16 protein-coding genes are annotated in these 23,086 nt (G+C 45.2%); 6 read left to right on the plus strand and 10 right to left on the minus strand.

The features are described from left to right. Positions 1-145 precede the first annotated feature (145 nt). From FXO21_RS06255 to FXO21_RS06265, 3 genes are all read left to right on the plus strand, one after another. On the plus strand, positions 146-1,297 hold the full coding sequence (locus FXO21_RS06255; RefSeq protein WP_149639294.1) for an efflux RND transporter periplasmic adaptor subunit: 1,152 nt from the start codon (positions 146-148) through the stop codon (positions 1,295-1,297). Between the two features lie 29 nt (positions 1,298-1,326). Then, the gene (locus FXO21_RS06260; RefSeq protein ID WP_149639295.1) at positions 1,327-4,482 is read left to right on the plus strand and encodes an efflux RND transporter permease subunit; all 3,156 of its coding nucleotides are present in this window, start codon (positions 1,327-1,329) and stop codon (positions 4,480-4,482) included. Positions 4,483-4,543: 61 nt separating this feature from the next. Then, positions 4,544-5,986, plus strand: coding sequence for an efflux transporter outer membrane subunit (locus FXO21_RS06265; RefSeq protein ID WP_149639296.1), 1,443 nt, complete (start codon positions 4,544-4,546; stop codon positions 5,984-5,986). An 88-nt stretch (positions 5,987-6,074) separates the two neighbouring features. Here the strand turns inward: FXO21_RS06265 and FXO21_RS06270 are convergent, their stop codons facing one another. The 3 genes from FXO21_RS06270 to FXO21_RS06280 form a co-directional block, all read right to left on the minus strand. Continuing rightward, positions 6,075-6,605 (minus strand): hypothetical protein, encoded by a 531-nt coding sequence (locus FXO21_RS06270; RefSeq protein WP_149639297.1) that lies wholly within the window; start codon positions 6,603-6,605, stop codon positions 6,075-6,077. A gap of 411 nt (positions 6,606-7,016) precedes the next feature. Continuing rightward, positions 7,017-8,033 carry a thioredoxin domain-containing protein gene (locus FXO21_RS06275; RefSeq protein ID WP_149639298.1) on the minus strand — a complete coding sequence of 339 codons (1,017 nt, stop codon included), beginning with the start codon at positions 8,031-8,033 and terminating at the stop codon, positions 7,017-7,019. Then, positions 8,033-8,977, minus strand: a complete 945-nt coding sequence (locus FXO21_RS06280; protein WP_149639299.1) for a hypothetical protein — start codon at positions 8,975-8,977, stop codon at positions 8,033-8,035. The genes FXO21_RS06275 and FXO21_RS06280 overlap by 1 nt, the downstream gene beginning before the upstream one ends. A 173-nt stretch (positions 8,978-9,150) precedes the next feature. Here FXO21_RS06280 and FXO21_RS06285 point away from each other — a divergent pair, with 173 nt between their 5' ends. Beyond that, positions 9,151-9,390 (plus strand): helix-turn-helix domain-containing protein, encoded by a 240-nt coding sequence (locus FXO21_RS06285; protein ID WP_149639300.1) that lies wholly within the window; start codon positions 9,151-9,153, stop codon positions 9,388-9,390. 123 nt (positions 9,391-9,513) lie between these two features. Further along, entirely contained in the window at positions 9,514-9,963 is a 450-nt protein-coding gene (locus tag FXO21_RS06290; protein ID WP_149639301.1) for a hypothetical protein, read from the plus strand. Positions 9,964-9,995: 32 nt separating this feature from the next. Here FXO21_RS06290 and FXO21_RS06295 read toward each other — a convergent pair whose 3' ends face one another. From FXO21_RS06295 to purH, 3 genes are all read right to left on the minus strand, one after another. After that, positions 9,996-11,615: a sodium:solute symporter family transporter gene (locus FXO21_RS06295; protein ID WP_149639302.1), complete on the minus strand. Its 1,620-nt coding sequence runs from the start codon at positions 11,613-11,615 to the stop codon at positions 9,996-9,998. A 160-nt stretch (positions 11,616-11,775) separates the two neighbouring features. Further along, positions 11,776-12,645: a hypothetical protein gene (locus tag FXO21_RS06300; RefSeq protein WP_225865588.1), complete on the minus strand. Its 870-nt coding sequence runs from the start codon at positions 12,643-12,645 to the stop codon at positions 11,776-11,778. Positions 12,646-12,712: 67 nt separating this feature from the next. Then, positions 12,713-14,248: a bifunctional phosphoribosylaminoimidazolecarboxamide formyltransferase/IMP cyclohydrolase gene (gene purH / locus FXO21_RS06305; RefSeq protein WP_149639303.1), complete on the minus strand. Its 1,536-nt coding sequence runs from the start codon at positions 14,246-14,248 to the stop codon at positions 12,713-12,715. Positions 14,249-14,385: 137 nt separating this feature from the next. On the opposite strand from purH, the gene FXO21_RS06310 reads away from it, so the two are divergent. Continuing rightward, the gene (locus tag FXO21_RS06310) at positions 14,386-15,174 is read left to right on the plus strand and encodes an SDR family oxidoreductase (RefSeq protein WP_149639304.1); all 789 of its coding nucleotides are present in this window, start codon (positions 14,386-14,388) and stop codon (positions 15,172-15,174) included. Positions 15,175-15,178: 4 nt separating this feature from the next. On the opposite strand, the gene FXO21_RS06315 is transcribed toward FXO21_RS06310, so the two are convergent. From FXO21_RS06315 to FXO21_RS06330, 4 genes are all read right to left on the minus strand, one after another. Then, positions 15,179-15,721: a hypothetical protein gene (locus FXO21_RS06315; RefSeq protein WP_149639305.1), complete on the minus strand. Its 543-nt coding sequence runs from the start codon at positions 15,719-15,721 to the stop codon at positions 15,179-15,181. Between the two features lie 16 nt (positions 15,722-15,737). Continuing rightward, a complete protein-coding gene (locus FXO21_RS06320) occupies positions 15,738-18,995 on the minus strand; it encodes a VCBS repeat-containing protein (protein WP_225865589.1) in 3,258 nt (1,085 codons plus the stop codon). A 110-nt stretch (positions 18,996-19,105) separates the two neighbouring features. Next, positions 19,106-22,447 carry a VCBS repeat-containing protein gene (locus FXO21_RS06325; protein ID WP_149639306.1) on the minus strand — a complete coding sequence of 1,114 codons (3,342 nt, stop codon included), beginning with the start codon at positions 22,445-22,447 and terminating at the stop codon, positions 19,106-19,108. Next, entirely contained in the window at positions 22,444-23,061 is a 618-nt protein-coding gene (locus FXO21_RS06330) for a hypothetical protein (protein ID WP_149639307.1), read from the minus strand. The genes FXO21_RS06325 and FXO21_RS06330 overlap by 4 nt, the downstream gene beginning before the upstream one ends. Positions 23,062-23,086 lie beyond the last annotated feature (25 nt).

The raw sequence follows: 23,086 nt of genomic DNA on the forward strand, positions 1-23,086 counted from the left end.
TATCCCCTTTAATTTAATTATCGGCCAGGATTGGTGTGCACGTTTCAGTCACATTGTCCTGTAAAGTTGAATATGCTGTGTCCGGCCCGGGCACAGTTGTACCCCTTTTCCCAAAACGCTATTATCATCCATTTAAATACGTATCATGAAAAATTCAAAATGGTCTCTCCTATTACTGGTAAGCGTTTTTGCTTACGGATGTGCTACCAGGAGTGAAACCACTTCCGGGATCGCCGACAGCGTCCTTACCATACCAGTAACAGAGCTTAAACCTCAGAATACCAAACTCCACCGCGAATATGTCGGAGATATACATGCCGTGAGGAACGTTGAAATTTATGCCCGGGTAAAAGGATACCTGGAAGAAGTATATGTAGACGAGGGCAAATTTGTAAAAAAAGGGCAAACACTCTTCAGGATCAACAATGAAGAGTACGAAGCGCAGCTGGCCAAGGCGAAGGCCAATTTGCAAAGTGCGATTGCCGAGGCAAAAGGCGCCGAACTGGAACTCAAACGCGTGAAATTGCTCGTTGAAAAAAATGTGATCTCCAAAACCGAAGTAGATGTTGCCGATGCCAAACTAGCGGCTGCCAATGCAAAAATCGAAGAGGCCCGTTCTGAAAAATCCAATTCAGCCATTCAGCTGGCAAGGACAGAAATCAAAGCGCCTTTTGATGGCGTGATCGACCGTATTCCGCATAAAATGGGTAGCCTGATCGACGAGGGTACATTACTGACCACGCTTTCAGATACCAAGTCAGTGTTTGCGTATTTCAATGTTTCGGAAAACGAATACCTGGAATATATCAGAGCGAGAGGCAAGGATGCGAATAAAGAAGCTATTGTTGAGCTTGAACTGGCCGACGGTTCATTTTTCAAGCATAAAGGTATCATCGAAACCATGGAAGGCGCATTTGATGAAGGTACCGGCTCTATCGCATTTCGCGCCCGTTTCGCGAACCCTGAAAAACTGTTGAAACATGGTTCGACGGGCACGATCAGATTGACGAACACAGTCGAGAACGCGATCCTTATTCCTCAAAAGGCTGCCTTTGAAATTCAGGATAAAAACTTTGTATATGTTTTAGGTAAAGACAACAAGATCAAAACGCGCAGCTTTGTGCCAAGATCCAGATTGTCAGGGTATTATGTGATTAAATCAGGACTAGAATCAGGAGAAACTATTGTTTGCGAAGGACTTCAGGGGCTGAGAGACGGTGCCGTTATCAACCCGAAAACCATTTCGCAGGATAGCCTTAACGTACCAGGTAGCAAAATTGAGCTCACCGCACGATAGGACCTATTTTTTCAACTGAACTGTAAATCATGTTTCAAAAATTCATAGAAAGGCCAGTCTTATCGCTGGTTATTTCAATCTTCATAACCCTACTCGGGATTTTAGCATTTACCGGTCTGCCGGTATCCCAGTTTCCTGACATCGTTCCTCCGTCAGTAGTAGTAACGGCCACCTACACCGGTGCCAACTCGGAAGTCTGCGTTGATGCGGTGGCTGTTCCCCTGGAAAAAGCGATCAACGGGGTACCGGGAATGACTTATATGACCTCGGTTTCCGGTAATGATGGTGTAACTACCATTACCATCTCCTTTAACGTCGGTGTAGACCCCGATCTGGCAGCAGTAAACGTACAAAACCGTGTCCAAACGGTTATTGACGAACTCCCGGAAGAGGTGATCAAGGCTGGTGTTACTACTGAAAAAGAGGTGAACAGTATGCTGATGTACCTCGACATTATGAGCTCCGACTCATCGGTTGCGGAAGATTTCGTTTACAACTTTGCTGACATCAACATCCTTAAAGAGCTGAAAAGGATCGACGGTGTGGGTCGCGCACAAATCATGGGAAGTAAAGATTACTCCATGCGCGTGTGGCTGAAACCCGACCGGATGAATAGCTATAATGTGTCTGCTGACGAAGTTGTCCAGGCGATCCGCGACCAAAACGTAGTGGCTGCTCCCGGAAAAACAGGGGTCGCCTCGGGCCGTGAAACACAGGTTTTGCAATATGTATTGAAGTATACGGGAAAGCTGTTCGAGCCGGAGCAATATGAAAATATTGTCCTGAGATCGAACCCCGACGGATCTATGCTGAAACTCAGGGACGTAGCAGATATTGAGTTCGGCACCCTGGAATACGATATGGCCTCCAAGTCAAACGGGAAGCCTTCCGCGTCGATCATGATCAAGCAACGTCCCGGCTCCAACGCGCAGGAAGTGATTCAGAATATCAAGGAAAAGGTAGCCGAATTGAAAACGACTACTTTTCCTCCCGGCATGGATTACTTTGTTTCCTACGACGTTTCGCGCTTTCTGGATGCATCCATTCATGAGGTGGTACGCACGCTGATCGAGGCATTTATTCTTGTAATTATCATCGTTTATCTCTTCTTGCAAGATTTCCGGTCCACGGTTATTCCTGCACTTGCCGTGCCGGTTGCATTGGTTGGAACGTTTGCTTTCATGCAGCTTTTTGGGTTTTCTATCAACCTGCTGACATTGTTTGCATTGGTTTTGGCAATTGGTATTGTGGTCGATAATGCCATTGTCGTCGTCGAGGCCGTCCATGCAAAAATGGCCGAAAAGCACCTCGACGCGCGTGAAGCGACGATTGAATCGATGAAAGAAATGAGCGGCGCCATCATTGCAATTACCCTGGTAATGTCGGCGGTATTCGTTCCGGTAGCATTTATGTCGGGCCCGGTTGGTATTTTTTACCGCCAGTTTTCAATCACCCTGGCGATTTCCATTGTGATTTCGGGTATCAATGCATTGACGCTCACGCCTGCACTGTGCGCACTTATGCTGAAAAATACGCATGGGCAACCATCGAAAAATACGCTGCTGGACCGTTTTTTCAGAGGTTTCAACAACGGCTATGATGGTATTTCCAACAAATACAGGAAGTTGCTTTCGGTTATCGTTGGCAGAAGGGTTATCACGGTTGGGTTGCTGGCCGCATTTTGCATTGGTACTTATGGCATCAATACAGTGCTTCCTACAGGGTTTATACCCACAGAAGATCAGGGGGTTATCAACGTAAACGTAACCACGCCGGTAGCAGCAACAGTGGAAAGGACCGAAGCTGTGCTCGACGAAATACAGAAAGTAGCGCAATCACTCGAACCTGTTGAATCGGTTTCTTCACTTTCGGGATACAGTTTGATAACCGAATCCGCGGGTTCTTCCTATGGGATGGCGATGATCAACCTGAAACCCTGGGACCAGCGCACGGCATCTGTAAAGGACATTATTGCCGAGCTGGAAAGTAAAACCAAGCATATTACGGATGCTGATATCCAGTTTTTCCCCCCGCCAACTGTTCCCGGATTCGGTAACTCCAGCGGTTTCGAGCTGAGGGTACAGGATCGTACAGGAAGCGACGACCTCCAAAAAACAGCGGAGATAACGAACCAGTTTGTAAAAGAATTGATGGCTGCGCCGGAAATCGCCAGTGCATTCAGCAGTTTCGATGCAAGTTTTCCGCAGTATATGATCCATGTGGATGCTGATATTGCTTCTAAAAAAGGGGTTTCCGTAGATGCGGCGATGAGCACGCTGCAAACATTGATCGGAAGCTATTACGCATCCAATTTCATACGTTTTGGCCAGATGTATAAGGTGATGGTACAAGCCGACCCGAGCTACCGCCGGACTCCTGAGGATTTATTGAAACTGTACGTCAAGAATAACCGCGGCGAAATGGTTCCATTCTCTACTTTCATCAGATTGGAAAGGGTTTACGGACCAGAGCTCCTGACGCGGTACAATATGTACACTTCTGCCATGATCAACGGAGATGCGGCACCCGGATTCAGTAGTGGTGACGCCATTAAAGCCGTTGAACGTGTAGCCGCAACCAGTCTTCCAAAGGGTTTTACCTACGACTGGTCGGGTATGACGAGGGAAGAAATTTTATCGGGAAACCAGGCGATTTACATTTTCGGTATCTGTCTGATATTCGTATATCTGCTTCTGGCTGCGCAGTATGAGAGCTTTCTGCTGCCATTGCCGGTAATTCTTTCCCTTCCAACGGGAGTTTTCGGAGCGTTCCTTGCGCTGAAACTAATGGGGCTTGAAAACAACATTTACGCCCAGGTGTCTCTGGTCATGCTGATTGGATTATTAGGTAAAAATGCCATTCTGATTGTCGAATACGCGATTATCAGGCAAAAAGAAGGCCGATCCGTCATTGATGCCGTGCTGGAAGGCGCTACCGAAAGGCTCCGCCCTATCCTGATGACTTCGCTTGCATTTGTGGCTGGTTTGATTCCGCTCGTAATGGCGTCAGGTGCGGGAGCAATAGGCAACCGATCTATCGGTACAGCTGCGGCTGGGGGGATGCTGATCGGTACAGTGTTCGGGATTATTATCATTCCGGGGCTGTATGTTCTGTTCGCCGGGATGGCCCGCCCCAAGGCCCCTAAAAAGATAAGCGCAGAACAGGAAGAACCTATCCTGAGTTAACTATTGGACTTTTCGGGCGGCCGGATTTATCCGGCTGCCTTCTTTTTAAAAACTACCTTTAATGAAAACCTATCACAGGCGATATTCGCTGCTACTATTCGGTACGCTGCTATTTTTATCGGGATGTAAATTGATGCGCCCCGTCGAGCAGAGTGCCGGGATCAAAACACCCCCTGCATTTGAAAACCAGACTGATTCGATTGGCATTGGCTCCATTCAGTGGAGATCATTCTTTCAGGATCCGCATTTGCTGGCGCTGATTGACACTGCCTTGCAGCGCAACCTGGACCTGAAAATGGCCGCGCAGCGCATTGAACAGGCCAGAACGAACATCCTCATCGCGCGGGGCGCATTACTGCCCACAGTTTCCGGTGAAATATCCGGCGGCGGCAGGAAATTCGGCGACTATACCATGGATGGTGTAGGTAACTATGACACTAACTTTTCCGATAATATCGACGCAGACAGAAGACTCCCGGCACCCTTACTGCCCGATTATTTCGTGGGCCTGCGGAGTTCATGGGAAGTTGATATCTGGGGCAAGTTGAGAACCCAGAAAAAAGCAGCTTATAACCGGTTTTTGGCAACTGAAAAGGCACGGCAGGCGATAGTTACCGGTTTAATCGCCCAAATTGCGTCGTCATATTACGGATTGATCGCCCTGGATGCGGAACTGAGTATTATCCGAAAAAACATTGCGCTGCAACAATCCGCAGTCGAAACTGTGAAAATTCAGAAAGAAGGCGGACGGGCAAACGAATTGGGGGTACGCCAGATGACAGCCCAGCTATTGAATACACAAAGCCTGGAATATGAAATTCAGCAAAAAATTATTGAAACAGAAAATAGCCTGAACCTGCTACTGGGACGTTTCCCTCAGACAATAGTCCGTGGAACAGTTCAGGAGCAAACTTTCCCGCAAACCATCAGTACAGGCATTCCGACTAATATGCTGAAACGGCGACCGGATATTCAACAAGCGCAGCTGGATCTACTTGCCAATTATTCTGAGCAGCAGGTTGCACAACTTGCGTTTTTGCCTTCTCTAAATATCACAGCGTTTCTTGGTTTCAATGCCTTTAAAAGCAATTTGCTGTTTTCTCCCGGTTCGATTGCCTACAATGCATTGGGCAGCCTGGCAGCTCCGCTTGTGAATCGCAAGGCGCTCAAAGCAGGTCAGAAAAGAGCGGAAGCAGCGAGCCTGGAAGCATTGTATGCCTATAATAAATCGGTCCTTAACGGATTCCAGGAAGTCAGCACCAGCTTAAAAAAGATAGAGAATACAAAAAAGATCAGCGATTTAAAGACGCAGGAAGTAGAGGCACTGCAACAGGCAGTCGCTACTTCGAAAGATCTTTTTCTAACCGGCTACGCTTCTTACCTGGAAGTAATCACTGCCCAGCGAAGTGTTCTAGAAGCCGAGCTTAATCTGACAGATGTCCGGAATGAGCAGTTTTTGGGTCTGATCGAATTGTATAGATCGCTTGGAGGTGGCTGGGAGTAGGAGGTGATCCTGATTTATGGATTACGGTTTGGTTTTATCGGCACATAGGGCTTGTAACTGCTTTCCATAAATCAGATCATGAGTGCCATCAATTATTTTCAAAATATAGTTCTCCATTGAATTGTGTCTGCGATGGTGGAGTTATAAACACAGTTTCATTTACACGATTCTTACGAAGCCCATTTCTATTATATTTAATAGCATGCAATAAGAGCAGATACGTTGCACCACCGCCAATGATATGGCCAAATGCAGTGGGAATGCTATTGATAAACATTAATTGCCCGATAATATATCCGCCCGCCAATGCTGGAAAGATAGACTTCTTGACGATTTTTATTTTTGCTATTTTTTGAATGCATTTATATTCAACAAACCCGCCACTGCCGCTTAGAATCGGATTTTTTTTCAATTGCATGCCCAATAGTCCAACATTAGCTACCTTTCCAAAACTATAAACTTGACTAGCGTCAGGCTTGATAGCGATACATTGAATAAAATCACCTTTCCTAATAATTTCTGTTTTCTCTTCAAATCGCAACTTCAACTCCTGGGATCGCGAGTTATGCGCGAAAAGAATTAAAACCAGGATACAGATAAATTTTAGGATTACATTCATATTTAGAATACACTGCCTAGTGATAACGATTCACAATAAAACCAGGCAAGAACATTTGCGACTGTCTAATTACAAGGCCCAATAAGACATACATAACCTCCGGAGATCGATCGATTAATACCATTTACTATCCCAATACCGGCACCGATTACCGCTCCTACTACCCAGCCAGCTAACGGGTTTCCAGCTAATACACCGACCAAAGCTCCCTGAAGAGAACCATAAACTGCACCTTCAAAATCACCCAGATTGCGTCGTATTATTATGCCCTGGATGCAGATTGATATTATCCAAAAAACATTACTTTTAATGTGGCTGCCAAGCTTTTCGCAACAACTTAGTAGTATTCTTCGATTTATCTGATTTGGAAGAACGCTCATGAAGTTTCCCAATAGCCTGGCTTAGCCATGCTTAAAGGCTCTTTTCGATTTCGGAAGAAATAGCGATTTCGGAAATTTCTCCATAGTAAATACGATTGTTGATAAGAATTGTAGGTGTGACTTCAATTTCTAATGCACGTAGTTTGCTCATATTAGTCGCAATGTCATAATGTGTTTTTCGATCTGTCACGCATTCAAGACATTTGAAATAATCCAGACCGACTTTTGCCGCGAAATCTTCAATGAGTATGGAGTCATTCAATTTATTCGAATAGATAAATTCGTGAGCTGACCAAAACTTACCTTGTTTTCCGGCACAATCCGCCAGTAAGATTGACTGATTCACCTGAGGCGACAACAGAAAGTAATTAAATCTGGCTTTATCTTTATATTTTTCAAACAATCTTCTAAAAATGTGATCCTTCTCCTGGCATACATTGCAAGAGAAATTATATACGATCGACAGCGAAGTCTTTGAAGTCAAATTCCCTCTTGTTTGCTTACTTATACCATCAAAATTAAATGCAGGAGATTCGGGAGGGCTCAAATAAACTTTAACATGATACTTGATTCGGAGAGCACTTAAATATTTTCTTCGCAAATAATGCCGATAGCTTTGAAGTAATATGTTCTCACCCCGCTTACTGTCAATTGGAATCAGCTCGAAAGGATGTTCCGGATCGACAACTCCCGATTCAAGTGCATTCTCATGAACATAGCGCTTTGTTGGGAATATTTTTCCCAAACCGGAAAGCTCAAATGACATGAGTGAATCGACTGAAACATGACGATGACTAGCTTCCAGGTCTAACAGTTTGTCATCAATGAGCTGATTCAACGTGATATCTCTTACTTCGTTAATTGCAAAGAGATATTCATATATCGAATTTTCGACAAGCTTATCAACATCCTCGAAGTAAATCTTTTTACCTTCTATCTCGGCAATTACTTTTTTTTCCCGTTTGTTAACGCAAGCCAAAACCACGAATGCGAAAGCCAGTACTGCAAGTTTGACTTTACATCTCCCTATCAGAAATAGCAAGTGCATTATCTTGCCCTTCGAATATTAAATACAGTATTACCTGGGTCGTTGGTTCTATCCACTCCTTTCCCATCGACAGCATTGGCAGGCGTCGTGATGTTACTTGCCAAGTCAACGGAATAAAGCTGATTTGCGTTGTTATTATTTTCATCATCCGTACGCAACATTCCGATGCCTGCCGCCCCGCCGATGACAGGCGACGAAAATGTACCCAGTACTCCGTAGCTGAACCCAAAATTAGGGAACTCGGCAGCTTGATTTACTCCTGGCGTATTTTTTCCGGCGATAGCCCAAAATTGAAGATGTGTTCCATTGTTGTTCATGTAACCTGGGCTCAAATCTCCTTCGGTCAGTTGATTTTGATTATTTTTATCTTCATTGTCAATGTAAACGTTCCAGACTCTTGGCTCCATATATATTGTCTTATTATTGCCCAGCCTAACCACTAGATATTGTGTAGGGGTGTTCATCGTCATCAATTGAAACGCAGCACCATTTACGCTACATAGCGTATGCCAGCTATTGCCATTTCCATCGACAAACCAAGAGCCGGTCCAACCGGACTTTGAACTGTTCCCACTGTCCTGATTGTCCATTTTGAATCTTATCTTTTCAGACCCGGCGGGGCAGGCATCATTTGCAGGAATTACACCTACCGGAAAACCTTCCCACATATTACGGTTCACTTTATACCTAGTCTCAAACAACTTTCTGTACGCAAGAATATTTGCATTAACTTGCTCCTGGATTTCGTTAGTAGCGAAAGTTTCCGCTTCTGCTGGCCCACCAAGTTCTAATTTGTAATTAGTAAGCGCATAAGCATTTTCTACCTTTTGAACCTCATCTGTTGTGGTAGCATGGAGGATTTCATCTCTCTGACATGCGGCACAGCAAAAGGAAATCCCAAATAAAAGGATAATGGGCGGGAATGACTGACGGATATTTTTCATGGCGACCATCGATTAATATTGCGACAAATAGATCACTTTGTGTCGGCCTTCACAAAAATTAGAGGTTGTACTTAACAGCTTGGTTGGTTGTATTTTACAACTTGACACCCTTTCCGTTTTTATTATAATTTGCAATGCATTAAGTCTGATACACACACCTTTATTTCGAGGTTATGCCGGAACTACACGAGAAAATACGTGCAATAAGAATGATGAAAGGCATCAAGCAAAGCGAACTGGCCGAGCTATTGGGTATGAAGCAGCAATCTTTTAGTAAAATTGAAAATGGCAAAACCGCTATAACCTGCGAAATGGCAGAAAAAATTGCCAAGCATTTTGGATTTTTAGGAAGGTTGGAAATGACACAATTTTACGAAGCGCACATACTGCGCCTTACTGTTTCAAGAGTGTAGGTCTAATTTCCGATGCATACGCCTTTGGCTAAACCATATCTGCTATTCATCCTTTCGATTCGTGCTGTGTCGATTTATTAGCCCAAATTTCGATTCACATTCTCTGGACTTCAATTCTCCGGCATGAAAAAGAGTTTACTTAAGAAGTCCAATATCGCAATAGGTATACTGGCGATTACAGTGATCGGTTTTGCATATATATTACAGGAGAAGTTTTCACGCCAGCAATCGGATTTTGCAAATATCAATAAGCTTCTCTTTGTCTTTTCAAGACAATGTAACCTAGAACAGGTAGAGGAAGCGATAGATACGTTTCTTGAGATACAGCAGGAATGGGAACGCAAAGATGTATTATTCTCCCGGTCTTCGAGCCCTACGTTAGACTATTATCCATCTGACAGCCTGAAAAGGCTTGGCGAACTACTACTTGTTTTCAGCAAAAGCCCAACCAATAAGTCGGCCAAAATCAAGATAATGCAAGAAATCAAATCCATAAACGCAAAGGTTGACCGATTCACCCTCAGTTCAGAAAAAACCTCGCATACAAAACAAAAAAAAGAGGAACCACGATAGCGCAGTTCCTCATTTTTCAAACTTGTGCATTTCTACCAGAAGTGCGCATAAAGGTACGTGATCATTCCGATCACGATTACAGCGCCGATAATGAAGCCGCGGTGCGGTACGAACATCGACGAGTCGATCGCCAGGCCTTTTTTCTCATCCGGCATAACTAATCCAAGGATCACCATTACCACCACACAAATCAGGAACACGAGACCCATGCGGTCAAGGAAAGGAACCTGTGTCCAGTCTGCGAATGGGAAATAGTTATTATGCATAGCCAGTGCAATCAGAAAACCGCCTACTATCGCAAATAATGCACCGGCAGAATTGGTTCTTTTCCAGAAAAAACCCATAATAAATGAAGCAAAAATACCCGGAGAAAGCAGTCCGGTCATTTCCTGGATAAACTGAAAACCACCCTTTTTATCGATTCCCATATAAGGAGAAACGACGATTGCGAGGATCATGGATACTACAACTACGATACGACCAATCCTTACCAGCGTTTTTTCGCTGGCATCTTTACCGATGTAGTTTTTAAAGATATCCAATGTAAAAATGGTCGAGATACTATTTGCTTTTCCGGCAAGAGACGCTACTACCGCGGCTGTCAATGCTGCGAATGAAAGGCCTTTCAAACCGGCAGGCAACAGGTTAAGTAGTACAGGATATGCTTTATCGGCATTGATTACGCCATCTTCGCCCAGCATTTCGGTTTGAAACATTCCCTTACTGTATAATGCATAGGCTGCGATACCTGGCAATACCACGATCACAGGCATCAGTAATTTTAAAAAAGCTGCGAAAAGAATACCATTTCTGGCCGTTTTCAAATCCGCACCCAATGCACGCTGGGTGATGTACTGGTTGCAGCCCCAGTAGTTGAGGTTCACAATCCACATCCCGCCCAGAAGCACGGTCAACCCCGGTAGCTGCATGTAAAAAGGGCTGCTTTTGGGGAATATCATATGAAAATGGTCATCGTGGTTGTCACGCATCAGCTTGAAACCCGCTGTGATACCTTCCATTCCGTCTGTGGCGGATACCAGGTTAACAGCCAGGTAAGTCGTGGCCAGACCTCCGATTACTAAAAAGAATACCTGAATTACATCGGTAAAACCAATCACTTTCATTCCGCCGATTGTAATAATGATCGCAAAAACAGCGAGTGCGATCATACAAAACTGAAAATCAAGTCCCGAAATACCCGAAACCGCAAGTGCCCCGAGGTACAGAATCGAGGTCAGGTTGACCAGAATGTAGAGCGCCAGCCAGAAAACCGCCATAATCAGACTCACCGTTGGGTTATAACGCGTGCTCAGAAACTGCGGCATGGTGTAGATCTTGTTCTTTAAATAAATAGGCATAAAAAAAACAGCGACTATAACTAAAGTTGCTGCTGCCATCCATTCATAAGTAGAAATCGCGAGCCCCATCGAAAACCCGTTCCCGGACATTCCGATAAATTGTTCTGCTGAGATATTGGAGGCGATAAGCGATGCTCCGATGGCCCACCAAGTCAGGGAACCTTCGGCGAGAAAGAAATCTTTGGTCGATTCTACATTAGACCTTTTTCGTTGATAAATCCAATAACCATAACCGGAGACAACTATGAAGTAGAAGAAAAAAACGACGTAATCAAGGGCCTGTAATTCTTGCATTGCAAAGTATAAAAGAGATGGATAATGAGGTTTGTCAGTTTAAATCGAAAGGTACATTATTTTCAGAAAATAGTACAAGATTCAAATACCAGCAGGTATTTTCGTGCGCATCAAAAAATACAGCTCATAAATATAGCTACAAGGATACTTACAAGAAGCTTTACTCTGATATTTTCTTAGAAATCTGCAAACGGAGCGGATTCGATGGCAACTTCCTATAATATCGTATCAACTTTTCGTCCTCCGCATTTCGATACGCTTCTTCAAAAGGTCGTCCGTCTTTCATGTTATCGATGAGCTTTTGCACCCCATTCCGGCCTGCCAGCGTATGCCAGTAAGCGACCTCCATTCCCGACGACATATACGCAAGCATCACCTGCCGCTGTCCGCCATTGAAAAAATCCTTGATCGTAGCGATTTGCGAAAGTTCCATTACCTGTTGGCCTCCTCCCGTGTAATACAGCCATTCATCCATATAATCGAGATAGCGGCGGGCAGGATCCGGATTATTTACGAAACGCCTGTCAAGCATGAGTGCCAGGCCTTCGTTGAACCATTGCGGGATTTCAGTGGTAACAGTCCACCAGCCTACTCTTTTCAACAATTCAAGGTGGCTCATTTCGTGGGCTATCACGTCCGCGTTCGCACCCTGCACATTTAATACTACATAGCTGTTTCCCCAGGGCGTACCAACACTGCAGCCTGCGCCTTCCGTGCTGCTGCAATAGCGCTGGTATTGCAGGACGTTACTGCAAATGATGATTTTGGGCGATGACTTTTTGCCGGAGTAAAATGAATCCACACGTGCCTCTGCCTGGCTTACGGCGGCCCGAAGCTTTTTATAGGAAGCCGGCTGGATTTCGGGACTAAAATAGACAGATCCACTCCCGTGAAAACCGGAAAGGCCGATCAGTTCGCAGTAAAATATTTGGGGGTATAAGAAGAACAGACTCGCAAGTAATGCAACGATCAGCGCCAGGGTCAGTTTCACAATTCGTAATGCGCGCGCCGGTACCTGATTGTCTTTCAAAGGAGAATACTTTTAAACAGATATGCCACGAATTCACCACAGCAGCGGTGAATTCGTGGCATTAAAATCAATGCTTGAAGTGCCGAACGCCGGTGGTAACCATTGCGATACTGTTTGCGTTGCAATATTCTACCGAATCTTTATCCCGGATCGAACCTCCCGGCTGTACCACTGCTGTAATACCTGCCTTGTGCGCGATTTCTACGCAATCCGCAAACGGGAAAAACGCATCCGACGCCATTACAGCGCCATTTAGATCAAACCCAAAAGCGTTGGCTTTCTCAATCGCCTGGCGCAATGCGTCCACACGGGAAGTTTGCCCGGTACCGCTGGCGATCAGTTGGTTTTCCTTCGCTAAAACGATGGTGTTAGACTTGGTATGCTTGCAAACTTTCAATGCAAATTCCATCGCAGTCAGCTCCTGATCCGTCGGTGCCTTTTCTGTAACAGTTGTATATTGTGAAGCTACTTCTGTTGAAAGGTCTTTATCCTGTACCAAAACCCCGTTCAGAATAGTTTTGAACATGATTTGCGGCAGGTCGACTGCATTTCTTTTCAGCAGTATCCTGTTTTTCTTAGATTTCAAAAGTTGCAGGGCTTCCTCTTCGTATTCCGGGGCGATCAGGATTTCCATGAAAAGTTTGTTCAGCTCTTCAGCAGTGGCCAGGTCAACTTTTGTATTGGTAATCACTACACCGCCAAAAGCAGAAACCGGGTCGCAGGCCAGTGCATTGTCATAAGCTTCCCTGGCTGTGGCCGCAGTGGCAATTCCGCATGCATTGGTATGTTTGATAATCGCAAATGTCGGGTCTGCGTCCTGAAATTCGTCGATCAGGTTTACGCATGCATCCACGTCCACGAGGTTGTTATAGGAAAGCTCTTTTCCGTGCAGCTTTTCAAATATACCTTCCAGATCGCCATAGTAAGTCGCATTCTGGTGTGGGTTTTCTCCGTAACGCAAAGTCTGTGATTCCAGGCTGGTGAAATCGAATAAATCCTTCTCTGTTTTCTCTTTGCCTGAAGTAAAAAAGCGATTGATCGCCCCGTCATAATGCGACGAAACCCCGAATGCCTGCCCCGCATAGTAGCGGCGGTCTTCCAGGTCGGTCGTACCTGCTTTGGCAGTAAGCAGCTCGACCACTTCCGCATATTGCGCGCGGGAAGATACGATCAGCGTATCCTTGAAGTTCTTAGCAGTAGCGCGGATGAGAGAGATTCCGCCAATGTCTATCTTTTCAATAATATCCTCTTCGCTTGCCCCGGACGCTACGGTTTCTTCGAACGGATACAAATCCACAACCACCATATCGATCGCCGGAATGTTGTATTGCGCAGCCTGGGCCACGTCGCCTTCGTCATCGCGACGATATAAAATGCCGCCCATGATAGCAGGGTGCAAAGTTTTTACCCTGCCCCCGAAAATGGAAGGATAACCTGTCAATTCTTCCGCTGCGGTAACAGGGATATTCAGATTTTCAATGAAAGTCTGCGTGCCGCCGGTTGAGTATAATTTTACACCATTGGTGTGCAGAAGGCGAACCAAAGGTTCAAGTCCGTCCTTATAATACACAGAAATAAGTGCGGATTGGATTTTTTTAGACATTGTAAATGATAACTGTAAAATTTTCCTGACTGAAAATAAACCGCAAAGATAGCCTAAAAATGTGCGAAGTTTGAAGACCGGCCTGCTAAAATAGAGGCGGTTATTTAAACTATTATGACCTCAAAATTTGAAATAATATGAACCTGGACTTAAAAGGAAAAACCGCAATTGTGTGCGGAGCTACGCAGGGTATCGGCCTCGCTTCGGCAGTTGAACTTGCATTATTGAGTGCAAATGTGACGCTGGTTGCCCGGAATGAAGAAAAATTAAGAGAAGCCCTGGAAACTCTGGACAGTTCGGCCGGCCAGCTGCACCGGTATTTTGTTGCTGATTTTTCAGATCATGAACAGGTCAAAGAAGCGGTTGAAAACTACCTGCGGCTTTGCCCGGATGTCCACATTCTGGTGAACAATACAGGCGGTCCTTCGGGCGGCCCGATTATCGAAGCCGAAACGGAGCAATTCCTGAAAACTTTTCAAATGCATGTGATCAACAACCAATTCCTCGTGCAGTCGGTGGTGCCCTCGATGAAAAACGCTGGGTACGGACGGATTGTGAATATCATCAGTACTTCCGTAAAACAGCCGATCGTGGGGCTCGGGGTTTCCCATACGATCCGGGGAGCGGTGGCAAGCTGGGGCAAGACATTGTCGCTCGAAATCGCGCAATATGGAATAACAGTGAACAATGTACTGCCCGGATATACCGAAACTGCACGTCTGGATGCAGTGCTGGGAATGCGTGCCAAATCGCAGAACAAGTCGCCCGAGGAAGTAGCCCGGGAGATGGAGGCTGGCATCCCGATCAGGCGATTTACCAAAGCGGAAGAAACCGGCGCCGCCGTCGCATTTCTCTGCAGCCCGGCCGCAGCGAGTATCAACGGCGTGAATTTGCCGGTTGATGGCGGGAGGACGGAGAGTATGTAAAATCTTATCGCCAGCCTATCCCAACCCCTAAACCTGCCGAGGACGTATACTTACTTTTGACTAGTGCAGGGGTAAAGCGGATTTTCAATATATAAATCCATTTCCGGCTCACCAGGTGAAAACGCACCCCGCCTAATGCCAAGGGGGTTGCAAACTGATGTTGCAGGTCATCGTTTACAAACCGGTTATTATCATAAGGATCCAGAAGCAATGCGGCCAGACCGCCTTCCAGGTAGATTTCCAGAGAATTGTAGCCAGGCTGCGGGGTACATGCTTTTTTGTTGTATGGATTTAATAAAAAGCAATAGGTACCCGCGGCAGAAAAAGATGGACTTTTGAATCCCGCGCGGTCAAGCCAACCCAAGCCGGCTTGAATAGCTACAAATGATCGCTTTTTGTAAGCTGTTGCAACACTTGCCGTAACCGAAAATTGGGGCGACACACCACCTAACTCGGCGCCTATTGCTGCGCGTATTGGTGTATAAAATGGCTGTGAAAGTGCAGGAGGAGATAACAAGACAAGCAGGATCAGCGGTTGTTGCCACATACAGATAGTTTCGATGCTATTCGTTGCTCTTAATCACCATCAGCTCTTTGTCATTTCGGGCAACTACAATTGCCTCGGTCGATTTGATCTTGATTTTCCGCAGCTTTTTCACCTGACCTTTCACCTGCAGACCATTCATTGAACCTGGCAGGAAATTACAGACACCCTGGTTAATCAGAATGGTCCCAAAATCACTGTCATAACGCCCCATCTGAATGTTGCAGTGATAAAAATTCCCCATCACAAGCACGTCGGGAAGCTTGTCGCCATTGGCGTCGATCACCTGCGCGTCGTAAAAAGGTGACCATTGCGCCATATACGGCAATGGTTTGATATCAAATTTACCTTTCCCGTCATTTACCAATACTGCATTTTGAAAATAATCGGCAGAGAGCAACTGAGCATTGGAAATTTTGTCTTCGCCGAGCAGCTCCGTTATACTTGCTTTCGCAAATTGAGTTGCGTAAATATATTTCTTCCGGATCATCGGAATCTGCTTCTCCAGTTCAAGTTTAGTTGGGAAAAGCACTTCTTTACCATTCAGGTAATAAGTCAGGATAGGTTCTTTTCGCCCATTTCCATCATAATCATTGATATACATATTAACCGGCTGCTCCCTCGTCGCTTTCAGCCGACTGTTTGATCCCAGGTTCCCTGCCAGAATATCAAGGTCGCCGTCTCCGTCAAAGTCATAAGGCATAGCAAAATTCCACCAGCCTTTGCGATCTGTCAACATTGTTTTTGTAAACCGTTTACCATCATTCCGGAACATGCAAATACCATCCCATTCTAATGCCAGCAGCAAGTCCTGATCTCCATCACGATCCATATCCGCCAGTTTTGCGCTCTTGACATAGCCTGCCGAAGCTACCTCTTCCCCATATTGACCGGTCACATCGGTAAATTTCCCAGACCCGTCATTTTTCAATAAGCAGGACTTTGGTACCTCGCCATAATTAATCGGCACTGCCCGTCCGCCGATAAACAAATCGACAATGCCGTCACCTGTGAAATCGAACGGAACCACACAGGATGCCGTCACATAAATATCTGTAAATGCATCTGCTTTGACCGTGAGATTGCCCTTCCCGTCGTTCAGATAAATGCGGGGCATTTGATAAGGCGATTTGTTACTATATTCATTTCCGCCAGTTGCAACCACCAGATCCAAATGTGCATCCTGGTTGACGTCAACCCACTGGGCATCGATTTCTTCATAGACACTATCAGCCGCCAATGCCGGCTGAAATGACTCCCTGAATTTACCCGTGTTCGTTTGCAGGAAAAGATGGTTCCTCTGCCTTTTAGCTGACCCAACGAATATATCTTCAAGTCCGTCGTGGTTAATATCAGCAACTGCGAGGGCAGGTCCGTCGGCAGTTACTTCAAAGGGAATCAGCGAATTCCGGTCAAATTCCACAAAATTATTTTCCTCATGATTTACCGCAACGCCCAGTTCGGCGGCGATATCCTCGTATGAATAAGACCGACTGTGTCGGGCCGATTTGAATTTTTCGTAATCGAAAACAGGCATATTTTCCTGATAAGCCAAAAACAACGAGTCCCGCAGATCAGCAGGTTTCAATCTTTGAAAGCGGTTGTCCGGCCAGATCAGTAATACGGAATCCACATTTCCCTTTTTGCCCAAACCTATATTGAAAGGTATTTCCATGCTCGACTGGAAACCCCGCACAGGAAACTTCTCATAATTTTGCACTTTGCCGTTATCGAATACCAGGCATTTTGCTCCGATTGCGTTCAAATTGCCCTTGTTCCCTTTCAGGTATAATCTCAGATGTTCGTTTTTTCCCGCCTTCCTGTCGTTAAGATTTTCATAAACGAAAGCCTTCTCATTGATATTATTTGTCACAATATCAAGATCCCCGTCATTATCGAGATCCGCGTAAACCGCACCATTCGAGTACGATTCCTGATCATTTCGAACCATACCGGTTAAATCCCTGAATGCCAGTTCCCCCTGGTTGGAAAAAAATTGATTGGGAAGCTTGATCTCGGGTAACATATCAGCCAGACCCGGGTCATTTTCGTCGAAATTCTTGTTTCTGATCCGCTCCTGAACCACATCGCTGGACACAAACTTGATGTAGTCCGTATCATTCATACGCTTCGGGATTCCACTGGAAATAAAAAGGTCTTTTAGTCCGTCATTATTGAAATCAGTGAAAAGCGCCGCCCATGACCAATCGGTTGCATGCACGCCGGAATACATTCCTATCTCGCTGAATGTACCGTTTCCATTGTTGTATTGAAGGTTATTGCGGGCAAACTGGTAATTGTAGCCTTGCCTGATTTTATATCTGAAAATGCTGTACACATCTTCACCCTCAGATTTTTTGAGAATTTCATAATCCGAAGGAAGCATATCGAGTGATACGATTTCCGGGAAAACGTCATTGTTCAGGTCGGCAATGTCGACACCCATAGAAAACTGACTGGTGTGCATCAGCGCAGACTCTGTGTCATCACTGAATGCCCCGTTTTTCTGATTGATATACAGGTAATCGTTTTCGTGGAAGTCATTACCAATGTACATGTCGGGGTAACCATCAAAATTGATATCCCCTACGCCCAGTCCCAGGCCGTAACCCAGCGCCGAGTTGTGGATCCCAGCTTCTTTGGTAACTTCAAAAAACTTCCCGTTATCATTTCTGAACAGTTTGTCGCCGGCAAGTGGGTGCGAAGTGTTTTCAAAAAGTGCCCTGCGCCCGAAAGTCCCATTTTGGTGCACCGAATGGTTAAGTTGGAACATGTCGAGGTCGCCGTCGAGATCGTAATCGAAAAACAGCGCCTGCGTTCCAAAAACTACGAGATCCAGACCATACTCTTTCGATTTTTCAGCATAGACCGGAATTCCCTCCTTGGTGATTTCCTGACAAACGAACAGTAAGTTATGTCCCTTCATCGACTCAAATTCTCCGACCTGACTGATATAAATATCCAGCATTCCATCCTGGTTAATATCTACGATAGACACCCCGTTTGACCAACCCTTTCCACCGGTGAAATTGGCTTTGTCAGTCACGTCTTCAAATTGCAACTCCGACTTGTTGAGGTAGATCTTATTGGCACCCTGGTTAGCCGTGAAACACAGATCTATTAGGCCATCGTTATTCAAATCTCCCGCTCCTACTCCCCCGCCATTGTAGAAATACATATAGTAAAATATGTTGAAATCCTTGGTAGGTTTAAGCGTATTTGAAAAGTCAATACCGGTCTTTTCCGACGTCAGCAGATCAAAATCATACTCCTCCAATTTTTTTTCTCTGGAACACGAAAAAATAATCCAGGCAAAAACTATTGTTAAAATCGGCCGGAAGAACTTCAACAAATGGATATGAATGAAATGGGACAAAATAATGGAATTTACATTTTGTTTATTTTGAAGAGGACCGGGGCAGCATTATTAACTAAACCGATCAGATGCGGCGCTCCTTGAATGTCGATCGGGCTGATCTGCTTCACTTCTCCTTCGATCGCAAAACCGCTTTGGTTACTTTGCAAAACGTCGAACTGCATATTGCCTTTGTTAATTAACACGTTACCCCGACAAGCATCGAGCGCGCCCAGCTGCGGAATGAAATGCGTAAAATTTCCGCCTACGATCAGGTCTGGCTTGCCATCATTATTGACGTCCTGTGTCTGGATAGCATTCAGGCAGGAGAGCTGCACCATCTGCGGGAGGGGAGTAAATTTGAAATTCCCTTTTCCATCATTTACGGCGATGACAGATTTGAGATAAGTTATGGACTTTGAAACGGATGCATTCAGCAAATCTGCCGAAAAAAGGTCCTGGACCGTCTTAACCGCAAATTCGGAATGTTTTACGGCTTTCTTTTTAAGAAAAGGATACTGTGTCGTTAATTCCCGTTTAAGCAAAATAGGCAGATCCTTCGAGTCCGCCGTCTTGGACATAACGGTTTCAATCGTCCCATTTTTGTTAAAATCGTTGATCCAAATTTTCAATGGAGATTCCGGGCCAGCTTTCAAAGAAAAGTTTTCTCCAAGGTTACCCAATACGAGATCCAGGTCGCCGTCACCATCCATATCTTCCACTTCTATACAACCCCAGAAACCAGCATATCCGTCCAGCCCTGACTTGACTTTTTCGAATCTGCCATTAGCATATTTAAAGATTTCAGGCGCCATCCAATCGCCTGCCACGATCAACTCTTTCGACTTGTCTCCGTCGATATCCGCCCAATGTGCGTCCCGTATCATCCCCAGTCTGGCAAATTGCGGTGCAATAGTTTTGCCTATCTCCTTGAAAAAACCTTTCCCGTCATTTTCGTACAGATAACTTTTGGGTGTTGATCCGTATTCTTTCGGCACGTTCCGGCTACCAACAAACAGGTCAATATCTCCGTCCTGGTCGTAGTCGTGTGCGGCTATCACTGCGGTGTTCATTGCATTGGGCGGCAATGCACGCGTGTTAATCGCAAAATTGCCATTTCCGTCATTAATATATAACCTGGTGGGCAACTCTGCACTATTTTTCAATGTCTCATTCCCTCCGCTGCCCACGACCAAATCCTGGTCGCCGTCACCATCAGTATCAAAAAATGTAGCAGCTGTATCTTCGAAATCAGCCAGATCGCTGAAAATTTTCTGGGGGCTTTTCACAAAACCGTTGCCTTTCTGCAGGTATAGCTGCCCCCCCTGCCCTTTTGCGCCGCCAATGAAAATATCGTCTTTCCCATCGCCATTTACATCTCCGATCGCCGCCTTAGGGCCTTCCCGCGAGAGCATTACAGGGATATTTCTCTCGTTGTAAAAATCTTCGTACTTATTTTCCCGGTGCGCCTCAAATGGATTCTTTTCAACAGCATCCATTAATGTACGGAAATTGGGCCGGGCCTCACCCACTTCCCGATCAGCATCCTTGATCGAAAGCGCTAAAACCTGGTCCGTACCAATCCCGGTTTTCACAGTCATTTTACGATTAGGCCAAATCACCCTCACAGAATCCACCTGGGTCAGCTTACCCAATCCCATTGTAATAGGGTATTCAGTGCTGGATTGAAAGCCGCGCGCGGGATGAAGCTGTTTGCTAAAAATCTCTTTCCCGGCATATACCTCTACCTTGGCACCAATGGCATAAGTGTTTTTACCTTCTCCCAGCAATTTTAATTTCAAATAGTGATTTTTTTGAATTACCGTCTCCGATCTGTTTTTGTAAATAAAGCAGGGCTGGTTCACATTGTTTACAACCAGGTCCAGGTCACCATCGTTATCGAGATCGGCATAAGCTGCGCCGTTAGAAAAAGATTTAGTTCCCAGGCCGAACTCCTCCGCCCTTTCATTAAACTTCAGGTTGCCTTCATTGTGGAAAAAATTGTTGGCAATTGGGGTGGAAGGCATCTTGTCGATGACATTCTGCATACTCTCCTTCTCCCCGGACATCACTATTTTGAGCGTCACTTCATTAGCAAAAAAATCGATAAAGTCCTGATCCAGGATATCGTGAAAAATACCGTTGGAAACATAGATATCCGTTTTCGAATCATTATCTGCATCGAATAATAAGGCTCCCCAGCTCCAGTCACTTGCAGCAACACCCGAATAATTGGCAATTTCACTGAATGTGCCGTCCTGGTTATTCATTTGCAGACTGTTCTGCATGTATTGATTATAGAACCCTTTTTCTCTTTTAAGATTAAATAAATAGTGATTTTCAAAAGAGGTGGTCGTTTTGTACCGGTACTCGTCCCTTGGAAGCATATCGGTCACGAACAGTTCCGGAAAACCATCATTGTTCATATCAGCCATATCCGCCCCCATGGAAGACAGGCTGGTATGCTTCATCCTTTTTTCAAGCTGTTCAGAAAACGTGCCGTCCCGTTGGTTGATATACAGGTAATCCTTTTCGTAAAAATCATTGCAGATGTAGATGTCCGGGTATTCATCCCCATTGATATCGCCAACTGTGATCCCAAGCCCAAATCCGATCAGGCTTCCGTAGATGCCAGCTTCCTCGCTCACGTCTACGAACTTTCCATCATCGTTTCTAAGCAGTTTTGCGCCGCCCCCTTTTAAAAAATCCTTCACAGGCCAGTCTTTTGCCCGTAAATTCCGGTCGTTAGCGTAATTGAGTGTATTTACGGGTATAAAGCTGTTATTGAGAATGTACGCATCGAGGTCGCCATCGAGGTCATAATCCAGAAAGGTAGCGTGCGTTGTATAACCCGTTTCCGCAAGTCCGTATGCCGCTGCGGATTCGGTAAAAGTTAAATCCCCGTTATTGATATAGAGAGAATTTCCTTGCTTGTTTACAAATTTCTGGTAACCTGCATTGCAAACGTACAGGTCAAGCAGGTTGTCGCCATTGATATCTACCATTACCACCCCGGTACTCCATTTGGAAGGCTCGCCAACGCCGGCTTTCTCGGTCACATCCTCGAATTTCCAATTCCCTTTGTTGATATAGAGCTTATTTTCGCCCATGTTAGCAGTGAAGTAGATATCTGCCAGGCCGTCGTTATTAATATCCCCGATCGCTACCCCCCCGCCATTGTAGAAATTGCGGTAATTGAAAATATTCACATCTTCCGAATCCTCGACTTTATTCACAAAGTCTATTCCCGTTTCAGACGCGTCCAATTCTTTGAATAACCCTTCTGGTTTCTCAGTCGTCTCACAAGAGAAAGAAGCCAATAAAAGAGTTACTGATACTACAATGCCCCAAGAAATACGTAAGATTCTTTTCATCTGCCTGGCTTAACTGATTTGAAAACCTCATCACCAGTTATATTCGACCAACTGATAGCGGGCTTTTTGTAAACAATATACCCTTCCAGCGGCAAATAACTTTCGGGTTTTTCAAAATCGCTGTACTTACCAACTTTTCCTGTGATTCTAAAGACCATTTTATCCGGCTCGAAAAGAACGGCTTCAATCCTGCCCTCCGTCATCATGTAGCCTTCCCCAATGCCTCTTTCTTTATCCACAAGCTTACCCAATTTCAGACCGGCATTGAAAGCATCCCTCAAGACAATCTCTTTAATGAGCGGTCTTTCAGCATACCATTTCCCTCCACCAAAATTCAACATGGTCCTTCCTTCTGACTGATCCACTAGTGACAGGCTCAGCATGTGGTCAGTAAGCATCACTTGACCGGTAAAAAGGCTGGAATCGGGATAAAATTCTTTCCCATCAATATGAACGACAACCTTCGCCTGATTATCATTTAGGACACGCAAAACTTGCTCTGTTTTCAGCTGCAAATCGTTCTCCTGCCGGCAGCTTTCAATACTAACACTCAGCGATACAATCGTAAAATATACAATTCCTGAAAACCTCATTTCATTTTCAATAAAAAACAAAGATGCCCGAAAACTCCGGACATCT

The organism is Dyadobacter sp. UC 10, from assembly GCF_008369915.1.
Classification (GTDB): Bacteria; Bacteroidota; Bacteroidia; order Cytophagales; family Spirosomataceae; genus Dyadobacter.